This is a genomic window from Sphingobacterium cavernae (assembly GCF_008520265.1).
GTDB classification, from domain to species: Bacteria; Bacteroidota; Bacteroidia; order Sphingobacteriales; family Sphingobacteriaceae; genus Sphingobacterium; species Sphingobacterium cavernae.
Genome location: NZ_VIQM01000009.1, coordinates 22,947 through 35,857 on the forward strand (window position 1 = coordinate 22,947; position 12,911 = coordinate 35,857).

General features: G+C 36.3%; 14 protein-coding genes. 6 read left to right on the forward strand and 8 right to left on the reverse strand.

All coding sequences use genetic code 11. From position 1 onward, the window contains the following. Nucleotides 1-30: 30 nt before the first annotated feature. Genes hisB through FLS47_RS00670 form a run of 6 tightly spaced genes read right to left on the reverse strand, consistent with a single transcriptional unit; the run spans nt 31 to nt 5,551 of the window. Nucleotides 31-1,170 (reverse strand): bifunctional histidinol-phosphatase/imidazoleglycerol-phosphate dehydratase HisB, encoded by a 1,140-nt coding sequence (gene hisB / locus FLS47_RS00645; protein WP_149912469.1) that lies wholly within the window; start codon nt 1,168-1,170, stop codon nt 31-33. Between the two features lie 7 nt (nt 1,171-1,177). Continuing rightward, nucleotides 1,178-2,230: a histidinol-phosphate transaminase gene (gene hisC / locus FLS47_RS00650; RefSeq protein WP_149912470.1), complete on the reverse strand. Its 1,053-nt coding sequence runs from the start codon at nt 2,228-2,230 to the stop codon at nt 1,178-1,180. Nucleotides 2,231-2,284: 54 nt separating this feature from the next. Continuing rightward, a complete protein-coding gene (locus FLS47_RS00655) occupies nt 2,285-3,196 on the reverse strand; it encodes a ribonuclease Z (protein ID WP_149912471.1) in 912 nt (303 codons plus the stop codon). A gap of 6 nt (nt 3,197-3,202) precedes the next feature. Then, the gene (locus FLS47_RS00660; RefSeq protein ID WP_149912472.1) at nt 3,203-3,574 is read right to left on the reverse strand and encodes an STAS domain-containing protein; all 372 of its coding nucleotides are present in this window, start codon (nt 3,572-3,574) and stop codon (nt 3,203-3,205) included. Nucleotides 3,575-3,593: 19 nt separating this feature from the next. Continuing rightward, nucleotides 3,594-4,538, reverse strand: coding sequence for a phosphoribosylaminoimidazolesuccinocarboxamide synthase (locus tag FLS47_RS00665; RefSeq protein ID WP_149912473.1), 945 nt, complete (start codon nt 4,536-4,538; stop codon nt 3,594-3,596). A 35-nt stretch (nt 4,539-4,573) separates the two neighbouring features. Next, a complete protein-coding gene (locus FLS47_RS00670; protein ID WP_149912474.1) occupies nt 4,574-5,551 on the reverse strand; it encodes a PhoH family protein in 978 nt (325 codons plus the stop codon). A gap of 246 nt (nt 5,552-5,797) precedes the next feature. On the opposite strand from FLS47_RS00670, the gene FLS47_RS00675 reads away from it, so the two are divergent. Continuing rightward, a complete protein-coding gene (locus FLS47_RS00675) occupies nt 5,798-6,580 on the forward strand; it encodes an SAM hydrolase/SAM-dependent halogenase family protein (protein WP_149912475.1) in 783 nt (260 codons plus the stop codon). 1 nt (nt 6,581) lies between these two features. Here FLS47_RS00675 and FLS47_RS00680 read toward each other — a convergent pair whose 3' ends face one another. Together FLS47_RS00680 and FLS47_RS00685 are read right to left on the reverse strand one after the other, a co-directional pair. Continuing rightward, a complete protein-coding gene (locus tag FLS47_RS00680; protein WP_149912476.1) occupies nt 6,582-7,214 on the reverse strand; it encodes a hypothetical protein in 633 nt (210 codons plus the stop codon). Between the two features lies 1 nt (nt 7,215). Continuing rightward, complete coding sequence (locus tag FLS47_RS00685; protein WP_149912477.1) at nt 7,216-8,463, reverse strand: LVIVD repeat-containing protein; 1,248 nt, start codon at nt 8,461-8,463, stop codon at nt 7,216-7,218. A gap of 116 nt (nt 8,464-8,579) precedes the next feature. On the opposite strand from FLS47_RS00685, the gene FLS47_RS00690 reads away from it, so the two are divergent. The 5 genes from FLS47_RS00690 to ccsA all read left to right on the forward strand — a co-directional run bounded on the left by FLS47_RS00690 (nt 8,580) and on the right by ccsA (nt 12,906). Then, nucleotides 8,580-9,131, forward strand: coding sequence for a hypothetical protein (locus tag FLS47_RS00690; protein WP_149912478.1), 552 nt, complete (start codon nt 8,580-8,582; stop codon nt 9,129-9,131). A 61-nt stretch (nt 9,132-9,192) separates the two neighbouring features. Continuing rightward, nucleotides 9,193-11,031, forward strand: a complete 1,839-nt coding sequence (locus tag FLS47_RS00695; RefSeq protein ID WP_149912479.1) for an ABC transporter ATP-binding protein — start codon at nt 9,193-9,195, stop codon at nt 11,029-11,031. A 103-nt stretch (nt 11,032-11,134) separates the two neighbouring features. After that, nucleotides 11,135-11,509 carry a YtxH domain-containing protein gene (locus FLS47_RS00700; RefSeq protein ID WP_149912480.1) on the forward strand — a complete coding sequence of 125 codons (375 nt, stop codon included), beginning with the start codon at nt 11,135-11,137 and terminating at the stop codon, nt 11,507-11,509. 53 nt (nt 11,510-11,562) lie between these two features. Beyond that, nucleotides 11,563-12,225: a heme exporter protein CcmB gene (locus FLS47_RS00705; protein WP_149912481.1), complete on the forward strand. Its 663-nt coding sequence runs from the start codon at nt 11,563-11,565 to the stop codon at nt 12,223-12,225. Nucleotides 12,226-12,240: 15 nt separating this feature from the next. Beyond that, entirely contained in the window at nt 12,241-12,906 is a 666-nt protein-coding gene (ccsA, locus tag FLS47_RS00710; protein WP_149912482.1) for a cytochrome c biogenesis protein, read from the forward strand. Nucleotides 12,907-12,911 lie beyond the last annotated feature (5 nt).

The following is a 12,911-nucleotide window of genomic DNA, read 5'->3' on the forward strand; positions in this document are numbered from 1 at the left end:
CTATCTCAAATCTTATGTCTCAAATCTAACCTACAAGACTCCCTTCGTACTTGGCAACTGCATATTGTCTGCGTCGCGGCGTACTGCTTTTTTGATTGATTTCGCAAAAGCTTTGAAAATTGCTTCAATCTTGTGGTGTTCGTTATCGCCTTCGGCTTTGATATTCAAATTCGATCTGGAAGCATCAGAAAATGATTTGAAGAAATGGAAAAACATTTCCGTGGGCATATCTCCTATTTTCTCACGCTTGAATTCCGCATCCCACACAATCCAATTACGACCACCAAAATCCAAAGCTACTTGCGCCAAACAATCGTCCATTGGCAAAGTATAAGAATAACGCTCAATTCCACGTTTATCACCTAAAACTTTTAAGAAAATTTCACCTAAAGCGATACCTGTATCTTCGATAGTATGATGCTCATCAATATGCAAATCACCTTTCGCTTTCACCGTTAGGTCAATCGCTCCGTGACGTGCAATTTGGTCAAGCATATGATTGAAGAACGGCAACCCTGTTTCTATTTCCGCTTTACCCGAGCCGTCCAAATTCAACTTGATATAAATATCGGTCTCATTAGTTTTGCGGTGATGTTCACCAGTACGTGTTCCTAATTTCAAGAACTCGTATATCGCTTTCCAATCTGAAGTTTCCAAACCTATTGCCTCTTGTGCAAATTCTACACCCTCAGCCTTTCCTAATTCGTCGTTATTACGTAACCAAATAGCTTTAGCGCCCAAATTTTGAGCCAATTTCACATCATTTACACGATCACCAATCACGAATGATTCAGCCAAGTTGTATTTTGTAGCGTCAAAATATTCACCCAACATGCCAATTCCTGGTTTACGTGTTTCCGCGTTTTCATGTGGATAAGTGCGATCAATATGTTCTTTAGCAAAAGTAACACCTTCGCCTTCTAATACTTCTAGTATAAAATTGTGAACTGGCCAAAAGTTCGCCTCAGGATGTGAGTCTGTTCCCAAACCATCTTGATTCGACACCAAAACCAATTCAAAATCCAGTTCTTTCGCAATACGTGGAAGGTATTGCAAAGCGCCAGGATAAAACTTCAATTTTGCAAAAGAATCTATTTGTTGGTCTTCCGGCTCTATAATTAAAGTGCCGTCACGATCAATAAATAAAACTCTTTTAATCAAATCTGCCATGTTTCGTTTATATATAAAATTGCTTAATAGCTTCTACTAATTTAATATTTTCTTCTGCCGTTCCGACTGTCACTCGTAGACAACCTTCGCATAATTCTACTTTCGAACGATCACGTACGATAATTCCTTGATTCACCAAGAAATTATACAATTCACGTGGTTCTACTAATTTGGCTAAAATAAAGTTAGCGTCCGAAGGTGTAATGTGATGAACTTGTTCAATCTGATACAAAGCTGTCGCTAATTTCTCACGTTCTTCGACTGTTTCTTTAATCCAAGAATTTACCTGTTCCACATTCCCTAAAGCTTCCAAAACTAAGTCCTGCGTTGCTTGATTGATATTATAAGGCGGTTTTATTTTATTGAAAACAGCGATAATCTCTTTGCTCGAAAATGCCATTCCCAAACGCAAAGCTGCTAATCCCCAAGCTTTAGACAAAGTCTGAAGAATCACCAAATTCGGAAATTCATTCAATTCTTGTGTAAAAGAACGTTGTTTCGAAAAGTTGATATATGCTTCATCAATCACCACTATACCATCAAAATTTGTCAACACCGTTTCGATATCTTGACGACGAATACTATTTCCTGTTGGATTATTGGGCGAACAAATAAAAATCAATTTTGTATTTGCATCGATCGCTGTCGCAATTCCATCCAAATTCAACTGATAATCTGTAGTCAAATTCACTTTACGAATCTCTACATCATTGATATTCGCAGACACTTCATACATACCGTAAGTTGGTGGAACCAATATTACATTGTCCACTCCCGGTTTACAAAATGCTCTGTACAAGATATCAATCGCCTCGTCACTACCATTTCCTAAAAAAATATTTTCTCCCGGAATCCCCTTTATAGCAGATAGTTTGTCTTTAACTTGATGCTGTAATGGGTCAGGATAGCGGTTGTAATGATGCGGTAATGGTGAACCAAATGAATTTTCATTCGCATCCAACAATACCGACGCTTCTCCTTTGAACTCATCACGAGCGGAAGAATAAGGGACCAACTTTTTAATGTTGTCCCGTAAAAGATTTTCTAAGTTAAAAGACATAATTAGAGCCTGTTAAAATTAAGGCGTAAATATGAGGAAAATTATACAAAAACACTAGACATTATACCATTTTCCTTCAAAAGACAACTCAGAATTGAAAAATTCTAATTTTGCTTCTTCAACTAAAGGATTCAATTCACGGTATCGTGCTGAATAATGCCCTAATAATAATTTTTTAGCGCCGACATGCTTGGCTACTTGCGCCGCTTCAAGTGCTGTACTGTGTAAAGTTTCTATCGCTCGCTCCTTCATATCATGCATAAATGTGCTTTCATGATACAAAAGATCAACATTTTGAATACTGGATACATAAGACTCAAAAGCGCGTGTATCCGAACAGTATGCATAACTGCGGGAAGCTGGAGCTGGCTTGGTTAGTTCCGCTGCTTTATAAACTGTTCCATCTAAATCCACACAGTCCATACCGCGCTTCAATTGCTGTAAAAAGACTGTTGGGATTTTTAGTTTTTCGATTTTCTTTCGAATAATTGACGCATTCCGAGGCGCTTCATCGAATCGAAATCCCGTTGTCGGCACGCGATGCCGCAACGGAAATGACTTTACCGAAATAGAATTATTTTGAAAAACAACCTCTTCCTCATTCGAATTTGTTGGGTGAAAAATCAAATTAAATTGTAAAAAGGTTTCCGAGTATTTGAGTTGCAGATTGATAATTTCAATCAATGGTTCAGGACCATACAGATGAAGATCACTATGTCGACCATGCAGACTCATTGATGACAACAAACCTACTAAGCCCAAATAGTGATCTCCATGTAAATGACTGATAAAAATGTGTGATATTTTATTACTTTTCACACCATACCGATGCAATTGCATTTGCGTCCCTTCACCACAGTCAATCAGATATATTTGCTCATTGAAATTAATGATTTGGGCAGTTGGGTGGCGATCATACATTGGCGTAGCCGAACTATTCCCCAAAATCAAAACTTCAAATTTCATATTTCTTTATCCTCCTATTAAATCGCGCTGTAGCTCATTCCCAAAAATCCAATCTTCAGCAGCTGCCAATGATTTCAAGATTGTGAAATGCATATCCAAATGTAATACTTTCAGCGTTTGTTCCACCTGCGGATTGATATTAATTATTATAAAATCTCCGCCCGCCGCATTACAAAGGCGGTGTGCCAATAGGCCCATGCGTATGCCTTCTTCACTGATCTCTTCCACTTGATTAAGATCTAACACAATATTTCGCTGCCCAGCAGTATTTCGTAACATGAATTCTCCTTTTAAATAATTTGCGGCAGCTCCATCTATTACTTCACGCAAAGGTTCGATGACTACATAGCGTTCGTGCTTGTCAATTGTGTATTTCATAATCAAGATATTTATGTTTTTATAATTCCCTTAAAGCTTTGCTGATATTGCTTTCTACACGTGCTAACACCTCACCTTCAGCAGGATATTGAAATTTCTCACCTACGATATGCTCATATAACTCAATGTAACGCTCAGAAATAGATTTCACAATCTCTTCTGTCATTTCTGGAACTTGCTGTCCTTCTTTTCCTTGAAAACCATTTTCAATCAACCACTGACGTACAAATTCTTTTGAAAGCTGTTTTTGAGGCTCTCCATTGGCTTGTCTTTCTTCATATCCTTCTAGGTAGAAATAACGTGATGAATCTGGCGTGTGGATTTCATCCATCAAATAGATTTGTCCATCTTTCTTCCCAAACTCGTATTTCGTATCCACAAGTATCAGTCCTCTTTCCTTAGCGATTTCCGTACCTCTTTGGTATAATGCGTGCGCATATTTCTCTAATTGCTCATAATCTTCCTGACTTACAATACCCTTATCGATAATATCTTCTTTAGAAATATCCTCATCATGCCCCACTGCCTCCTTTGTCGTAGGAGTAATAATCGGCTCTGGAAGCTTATCATTTTCTTTTAACCCTTCGGGCAATGTGACACCACACAACTGACGACCGCCATCACGATATGTACGCCATGCATGACCAGACATATAACCTCTGATAACCATCTCTACTTTGAACGGTTCGCACATGTGTCCAACCGTAGCTGAAGGATCCGGCACAGCGATTACCCAATTTGGCAGAATATCCGCTGTAGCTTTCAAGAATTTTGCAGCGATTTGATTTAAAACTTGACCTTTAAAAGGTATAGGCTCAGGTAAAACCACATCAAAAGCCGAAATACGATCTGATGCTACCATTACCAGGTATTCGTTGTCAATAGTATAAACATCTCTAACTTTACCTCTGTAAAAAGCAGTTTGTTTGTCAAACTTAAAATTCGTTTCTTTTATCGCACTCATACTATCAAAAATGGCACCGCAAGGTGCCTTATATATTAATTATTATTATTTAAATCTCCGTAAGCTTCTAAAATACGTTTTACCAATTTGTGACGTACGACATCGCTCCCTGTTAAGTAGACAATATCGATACCTTTGATACCATCTAAGATTTTAATCGCTGTCGCTAATCCTGATTGGTTTTTCTTTGGCAAATCTATCTGTGTCAAATCACCTGTCACAATAAACTTGGCTGTAGGCCCCATACGCGTCAAAAACATTTTCAGCTGCATATCGGTCGCATTCTGCGCCTCATCCAATATCACAAAACAATTATCCAATGTACGACCACGCATAAATGCTAAAGGTGCAACTTCAATAGTTCTATTTTCTAAATAGCCCTTTAGTTTTTCCGCAGGAATCATATCATCCAAAGCATCGTACAAAGGTCTCAAATAAGGATCTACCTTTTCTTTCAAGTCACCAGGTAAAAAACCCAAATTCTCACCAGCTTCTACCGCGGGACGTGTCAAAATGATTCGTTTGATTTCTTTGTTACGTAAAGCACGAACAGCTAAAGCAACAGCCGTATATGTTTTGCCCGTACCAGCTGGACCTATAGCAAATAAGATATCATTCTTAGATATACTATCTACCATTTTACGCTGATTTGGTGTACGCGCGCGCACGATCAAACCGTTTGGACCATATACTATAGGCTCAGATTTCAACGCTGCAGAAGCATCTTGTTTTCCTGTGGCTATCGAAGCATCACCTTTTGGTTTTACGCCTAAAAGTTCTTCTAGCTGCACAAGCTCAAGGTTGTCATACTTTGATACATGATCTAGGATTGTAGTAAATATGGACTCAAATAGTTTTTGTTCCGTTTCTTCGCCCAAAACTTTTAGTTCTGTGCCACGAGCTATCAATCGTAATTTTGCAAATCTTTCTTTAATAGATTCAAAATTTTCATTGTCAGCCCCCCACAGCGACACTAAATTGACACCTTCTAAATTGATTATTAATTCACTCAAACTATTATATTTTTAGTGTAATGGCTTTATGGTAAAGAATTACTTCAATTTTCCCATAATCGATGTAATTTATCTTACTTACAAAAATACAAACTAATATTCTGACTCTCACCAATTCTAAAAAATATTAACTATTTTAAGCACAATTAAAGTATTAACAGAGGTAGTTTTTATACCTTTGTAGTCATTTTTAGAAATATTAAGGATATATAGTAGAGGCGTGTCTCTCGCACACTAACAAACAGAATGAGTGTAATTACGTTAACAACTGATCTTGGGTATCGCGATTTTTATCAGGCGGCACTTAAAGGAAGCATTATTTCATTGCTTCCTGATGTCAAGTTAATTGATATCACGCATGAAATTCCATCTTTCAATATACAAAATGCAGCATTCGTATTGCAGAATGCTTATCACTATTTTCCTAAAAATACCGTACACCTTATCGGTATTGATACCGTATTCCAAGAGGGAAGCCGCTATATTGCCATGAAATTCAATGGGCATTATTTCGTTGGTGCTGATAATGGAATATTCAGTATTCTTTTGGGCGAAAATAAGGCAGAACATCTTGTAGAAATTGAAATGATGCAAGATTTACGCTTTTTGCATTTTCCATTGGCAGACATCTTAGTCAAAGCTGCTTGTCATATTGCTGACGGCAAAGATATTTTGGAGTTAGGATCAGTGATTGATGCGCCACTTCAAAAAGTAACATTATTACCTATCATCGAAGGCAATATTATCAAAGGACACGTTTCTTACATCGACTCATTTGGTAATGTCATTAGTAACATAAGCAAAGACCTGTTCAATCAAGTGCAGAAAGGCCGTAATTTCATCTTGCACTTCAAACGTAATGAAACCATCAACAAGATGAGCTGGCATTACAATGAAGTTTCAGAAGGTGAAAAACTTTGTCTTTTTGGAATTTCAAATTATCTGGAAATCGCCATCAACAAAGGAAACGCCAGTACACTGTTGGGGCTTCATCCCGATGAAACCATCATGGTGGAATTTAAAGTTTAATCTAAAATCCAATTCCTAACATCACAGATAACCGATGCAAATTATATTTGCTTTTGGTATAATTATCATAGCCACTTAAAATTTCGACATTTTTAACACTTGAAAAATCATTTGCCTCAAACATCCAACCGATATTGTTGAAATAAATATTTTCAGTGAAACGTTGATATTTGTACCCGAAAGATAAAGTAATATGAGACTTCTTATCTTTATTCATATACCACAATAATCCTAGTTGCGGTGAAGCGAGTAAACCTCCTTTATATGATTTTTTGGTATTTGTACTTTCTTCTGATTTATTTAAACTTAAACTGTATCCTAAATCAAAAGCTCCATACAAGGATTTAGATTTATCTGGACATAGAATATATTTTGCTTGTGTAAATAACGGTAAAGCCTTAAATGGATTACCTTCATTTTCATTAAATGTATATTTCTCATACCCTACCCCAAGTCCTGCAGAAAATTTATCTGTATACTTCCATGCATTTACTCCGCGAAAAGAAAGCCCGAGCTCCATAGTCTCGGGACCATAGGTCAATATTCCACCTTCGAGATGAGTAAACCTCTCAATTTGGCAATATGAAGTAGATATTGATAGTAAAAATGAGATTATTATTAATATCTCTTTCATACTAATCTATATGAGGTTTAACAGAAATACAGCTCAACAATTTCAACTTCGATTTGTCTGAATAATCATATTGGCAAACTCCATTTTCACCTATGACAATCAACGATTTTGGACCCGGAATCACATCTGTACTATTCAATTGCGCGAGATGTTCTATGAGCATATCTCCTACTTTCGTCACATCTTTCGCATTAAAACTTTTAAATCCAAACTGTCCTTCGCAAATATAAAGTACATCCCCCGCTAAGCCTAGACCATGTGGATTTTGCATTTGGAACGTTTTTAGAAGCTTTGGCTTTGTCAAATCTTTAATATCCACAACCTCCAAAACATTTACCTTGCCTGCACAAACAGCACCTGTACGTAAAGTTACAAAAGCGTAATCATCATTCACCACGACAGGATCACAAGCACGCACATGTTCATATCGTGACAATTCTTTAGGTTGAGCTGCATTGTCAATATTGTAAATATACATGCCTGAATTTGTACCTATAAACAAATTATTTTTATAAGGAAATATAGTTTCAATACCCCAGCCCAGTTTAATATTTTTAGAAAACACAGGTTTAGTTTTATCCGACACATCGAATAAATTTAAGGACGACTGATCAACCGCATATAAATGTTCATTGGCTAAAGTAAATCTTGCCATCGACCCACCTTGCCCATAACTTCCTCCTCCACTATAATTCAAATGACTTGAAGTTTCCGCATAGTAAGATACGTATGGATTATATTTTCGAAAATCTTCTCTATTAATAACGGTGTCTACATAACCAACTACGACATCCTGCAAAGATTTTGTTTCATAATTGTACTGATATACATTTTTAAACGTTTCTTCTATTCGATGCAATAAAGTAGGGTTTGCAGGATTTGTCAAATCAAAAGTTAACAAATCAACATAACTATCCGCATAAAGAATATTGTCCTTCACAGCCATGTCTACATTACCAGGAATACTCAAAAAAGATAATGCAGTAGGATTAGCAGGATTTGCATTGTTAAAAATATGAATACCCTTCATCGGCTCATTTATAAACAAGAAGTCTTTAAAAATGTAAATCTTACCCGTTTGCTCCAAAGGTTGCGGAGTTACTACCGAGGTCATTAACTTCCGCACGTTCGACATTTTTTCAAAAACGGGAAGTGTAGTTTTGAAATAAGTATTGCTTTCTACCTTGTCGCAACCCGACAACATGCAAAATACGACACCCAGAAATAAAAAAGATTTTATTAAATTCATAATTTGGTTGTTTAGTACTAGTATAACGGTTGTAATACTTTTCACGCTACATTTCAAATAAAAAATTAAACTTATTCGTCAAATCATCGTCTTAATCAACAAAAACATCAGTATACATGAAAAATTGGCTTATTGCACTATTGTTACTTCTCAGCTTCACATACCCTTTTTATAGTTTTTCCCAAACACCTTTGGATACATCAAGTACATTCGAAGATCAGCGCAAACGCGTAAACAATCTTTTGAATGCACGAAATCAAAAATTCGGTGAATATGATGTTTCATTGCAACAGAAAACTGGAATTTTCGGTCTTTTTAAGTCTAAGAATGATATGCAAAAATCCATAGACATCCTTAAGCAAATCGTCATCACAGACAATAATATTTTTGTGGAGACACGTAAACTTTTGGATTTAAAAGACAGTGAAAAAGAACGTTTTGAACAATTGGCTACTGAATACGATCAACAAGTGACAGCTTACATGAAAACCATTTCTAAGCTGCAAAATGAAAATGATAAACTTCGCGAAACTATTAAAAATCTAGAAGAGGAAGACCAAAGCAGCAGTACCTACATCTATCTTTTTAGTATATTAATTGTAGCATTGATAGCAACACTAATCTATCAATATAAGCTATTGAAATCTAAAAATGTGACGAAAGTCTGATAGCTACATAGAGGAATATATGTACATTTGTCGCCATTAAACAAGCATTGAGTTCACGATAATGGCTAGACAAAGATTGAATAGTGGCAATACCCAAGCTGAAGAATTACCAAAACCAAAGATTAACAAAGAACTTGTAAAAAAAGCTTTAGAAATATTTACGTATCTCAAGCCCTATAAATTCAAGTTTATAATCGGCATGGTCTTTTTGGTATTATCTAGCCTGACGATGTTGACATTCCCAGCTCTTTTGGGCGCTATGATCGATGCCGCTCAAGGCAAGCAAACTTATCCATGGCTTGAGCCAAGTATACTCTACATCGGATCAATATCAATTGCAATTTTATTCTTTCAGTCGGTAACATCATTTTTCCGTATTCGACTGTTTGTCGAAATTGCGGAAAAAGCATTAGCTAATATTCGTCGCGACTCTTACCGCAAACTCATAACATTGCCTGTTGATTTCTTCGCAAATCGTAGAGTGGGCGAATTAAATAGTAGACTTTCAGCTGATTTATCACAAATTCAAGATACACTAACGACAACGTTAGCCGAGATTATCAGACAAGCATTGAGTCTTTGTATAGGTGTTTTGTTGCTCGTGTGGGTTTCACCAAAATTAGCTTTAATGAATTTAAGCATTTTGCCAATATTGGTGGTTACAGCTATTTTCTTCGGAAGATTTATTCGTAATCTTTCGCGTCAGACGCAAGATCAATTAGCGGACTCCAACAGCATCGTGCAAGAAACTTTATTGGGCATTTCTAATGTCAAAGCATTTGTTAACGAATATTACGAATCTCAACGCTACGGCAAGAAATTAGACAGTGTTGTAAAATTAGCCATCAAAGGCGCTACTTTCAGAGGTTTATTCGCTTCATTTATTATTTTCTGCATTTTTGGGGCTATCATCGCCGTTATTTGGTATGGCGCGACGCTAGTTGCTACAGGAGAAATTACGGTTGGAGATTTAACAACCTATATTCTGTATTCAATGTTTGTAGCTGGTTCTATGGGTAGCTTCCCTGAATTGTATGCCGGAATCCAAAAAGCATTGGGCGCAAGTGAGCGAGTAATTGAAATTTTGAATGAACAAACGGAAAATATCACTGTTAGTGAACACAATAAAGAAATTAGCAATCCTATTGCTGGAAAATTGACCTTCTCCAATATTCAATTTGCTTACCCTTCAAGACCAGATATTGATATTTTAAAAGATATTTCTTTTACGGCGAATGCAGGCGAAAAAATTGCTATTGTCGGCCCAAGTGGTGCTGGAAAATCCACTATTGCTTCCTTAATCTTACAATTCTATAACCCTTCTAAAGGACAGATTTTATACGATGACGTAGAGTCAGCACATTATTCACTTACAGATATTCGTAATCAAGTCGCTATTGTACCGCAAGATGTTCTTTTATTTGGAGGTACTATACGTGAAAATATTAATTATGGTCGTTTGGACGCTAATCCAGATAGTATTATTGAAGCAGCAAAACGTGCCAACGCACATGATTTTATTATGGGATTCCCTGAAGGTTATGATACGATCGTTGGTGAACGCGGTGTCAAACTTTCGGGTGGCCAACGCCAACGCATTGCAATTGCCAGAGCATTACTAAAGGATCCTTCTATCTTGATTTTAGATGAGGCTACTTCAGCATTAGATTCCGAATCCGAACGCCTGGTTCAAGAAGCATTAGAAGAACTAATGAAAAATAGAACTTCTATCATCATTGCACACCGACTTTCGACTATTAAAAATGCCGATAAAATAGTTGTGGTAGAAAATGGTGTCGTGGCTGAATTTGGAAATCATGACGAATTAATTGCGACAGGCTCAGGACTATATCACCATTTATATACGTTACAATCCGCACAAAGAACTGTTGAAAGTTAAATTTTGTTAATACTATTTTGTCAAAAACTTTTTGGAATGATGGTTGTTCTAATAAAACACTAAATAAGTAGTTATATTTATATACAATCAAAATTTCAATATTATGAAAAATAAAAACGGATTAGTAGCATTTGCATTATTAGGACTTGCGGTGGGTACTGCTGCTTATTATTTATTAGCTACAGAAGACGGCAAGAAAACTTTAGATAAAGCAAATTGTGGTATAAAAGATTTGACTAAATCTATCAAGGAATTATCAAAGAAAGAATCTAAAAAAGCATCTAAATTAGCGGCTAGCGCTAAAGAAGAGTTAGAAAATTTAACTGCAAAAGCTAAAGATGCGGGTAAAAGTGTGTTAGACAGAGTGTCGGACAAAGCTTCTACTTGGGCTAATAAAGCATCCGACGCAGCACATGGTGTAGCTAGCAAAGCAGAAGATATTGCTGATAAAGCTAAATCGGATATTTCAAACGCGTAATCAGGCATTACATGTAATAGACGAATTTCAAATTATGTGTATCTTTGCAACACATGAGTCTTTTGAAAGAAGTCAAAACTTTAGTCCATAAAGATCTTATCTTAGAATGGCGATCAAAACATGCTATCAATAGCATATTTCTATATGTAGTATCTACAGTTTTTGTCTGCTATCAAGCATTCAAAACTGTAGATGATACGTTAATGTGGAATGCTCTTTTTTGGATTATTCTACTCTTTGCCTCCATCAATGCGATTAGTAGATCTTTCGTTCAAGAAAGTCAATATCGACAATTGTATTATTATTCCATCACAGGGCCAAAAGCAATAATTCTTTCTAAAATTATTTATAATACCATTTTGATGGTCTTTCTGTCGTTGATTGCCTATTTCACGTATTCTGTTATTTTCAAAAATCCTGTGGGTGATGGTTTGCTGTATTTTGTAGCTGTACTTATGGGAAGTATCAGTTTTGCGACCGTTTTTACAATGGTTTCAGGCATCAGTTCCAAAACTGGAAACAACAGTACAATTATGGCAATTTTAGCTTTCCCTGTAATTATCCCACTGTTGATTGTTCTCATTAAGCTTTCTAATAATGCATTACAAGGATTGGATAGAGGAATTAGTTTCGGTGAAATCGCTGTTCTCCTCGCAATTAATGTCATAACAATTACTATATCTTTATTGTTATTTCCTTACCTTTGGAGGGATTAAATTTTTAGTAAAATAATGAGAAAAAATTGGTGGAAAATCCTTGCTGCATTTATGGTAAGTGCGTCGGTAGTAGCAGGATTGATTGGACCTGTTCCGGAGCTCCATATTCTTAATGAAACCATTCGAAACGTGTATTTTCACGTTCCAATGTGGTTTTCTATGGTGATTTTATATCTTATTTCAGTCATTTACAGTATCAAATACCTCAATAGTGGGGACATGAAACATGATATAATGGCTGTAGAAGCTGTCAATGTTGGCATCGTGTTCTGCGGATTTGGTTTATTGACTGGAATGCTTTGGGCGAATATAACATGGGGAGAACCATGGCCTAATGACCCCAAGTTGAACGGTTCTGCAATCGCCACATTAATGTATTTGGCCTACCTAGTATTGCGTAATGCATTAGAAGAAGAACAAAAGAGAGCAAAAATATCGGCTGTTTACAATATTTTTGCCTTCCCAATAATGGTCGTGTTATTGTATATCCTACCAAAATTAACAGATTCACTACACCCAGGTAGTGGAGGAAACTCAACTTTTGGTGAATTGGATATGGACAACTACATGCGTCCAGTATTTTATACAGCTGTAGTAGGTTGGATTTTGACTGGTGTTTGGGTATGCTCGATTCGCTACAGACTTCGTTTACTAGAAAATAAAGCAAATAAAATTCAATAGATATT

Excerpts from the sequence above, each read along its gene's own strand:
- ccsA (WP_149912482.1), top strand. The coding sequence starts at position 12,241 with ATGAGAAAAAATTGGTGGAAAATCCTTGCTGCATTTATGGTAAGTGCG.
- FLS47_RS00675 (WP_149912475.1), top strand. The coding sequence starts at position 5,798 with ATGAGTGTAATTACGTTAACAACTGATCTTGGGTATCGCGATTTTTAT.
- FLS47_RS00705 (WP_149912481.1), top strand. The coding sequence starts at position 11,563 with ATGAGTCTTTTGAAAGAAGTCAAAACTTTAGTCCATAAAGATCTTATC.
- FLS47_RS00695 (WP_149912479.1), top strand. The coding sequence starts at position 9,193 with ATGGCTAGACAAAGATTGAATAGTGGCAATACCCAAGCTGAAGAATTA.
- FLS47_RS00690 (WP_149912478.1), top strand. The coding sequence starts at position 8,580 with ATGAAAAATTGGCTTATTGCACTATTGTTACTTCTCAGCTTCACATAC.
- FLS47_RS00680 (WP_149912476.1), bottom strand. The coding sequence starts at position 7,214 with ATGAAAGAGATATTAATAATAATCTCATTTTTACTATCAATATCTACT.
- FLS47_RS00700 (WP_149912480.1), top strand. The coding sequence starts at position 11,135 with ATGAAAAATAAAAACGGATTAGTAGCATTTGCATTATTAGGACTTGCG.
- hisC (WP_149912470.1), bottom strand. The coding sequence starts at position 2,230 with ATGTCTTTTAACTTAGAAAATCTTTTACGGGACAACATTAAAAAGTTG.
- FLS47_RS00685 (WP_149912477.1), bottom strand. The coding sequence starts at position 8,463 with ATGAATTTAATAAAATCTTTTTTATTTCTGGGTGTCGTATTTTGCATG.
- FLS47_RS00665 (WP_149912473.1), bottom strand. The coding sequence starts at position 4,538 with ATGAGTGCGATAAAAGAAACGAATTTTAAGTTTGACAAACAAACTGCT.
- hisB (WP_149912469.1), bottom strand. The coding sequence starts at position 1,170 with ATGGCAGATTTGATTAAAAGAGTTTTATTTATTGATCGTGACGGCACT.
- FLS47_RS00660 (WP_149912472.1), bottom strand. The coding sequence starts at position 3,574 with ATGAAATACACAATTGACAAGCACGAACGCTATGTAGTCATCGAACCT.
- FLS47_RS00655 (WP_149912471.1), bottom strand. The coding sequence starts at position 3,196 with ATGAAATTTGAAGTTTTGATTTTGGGGAATAGTTCGGCTACGCCAATG.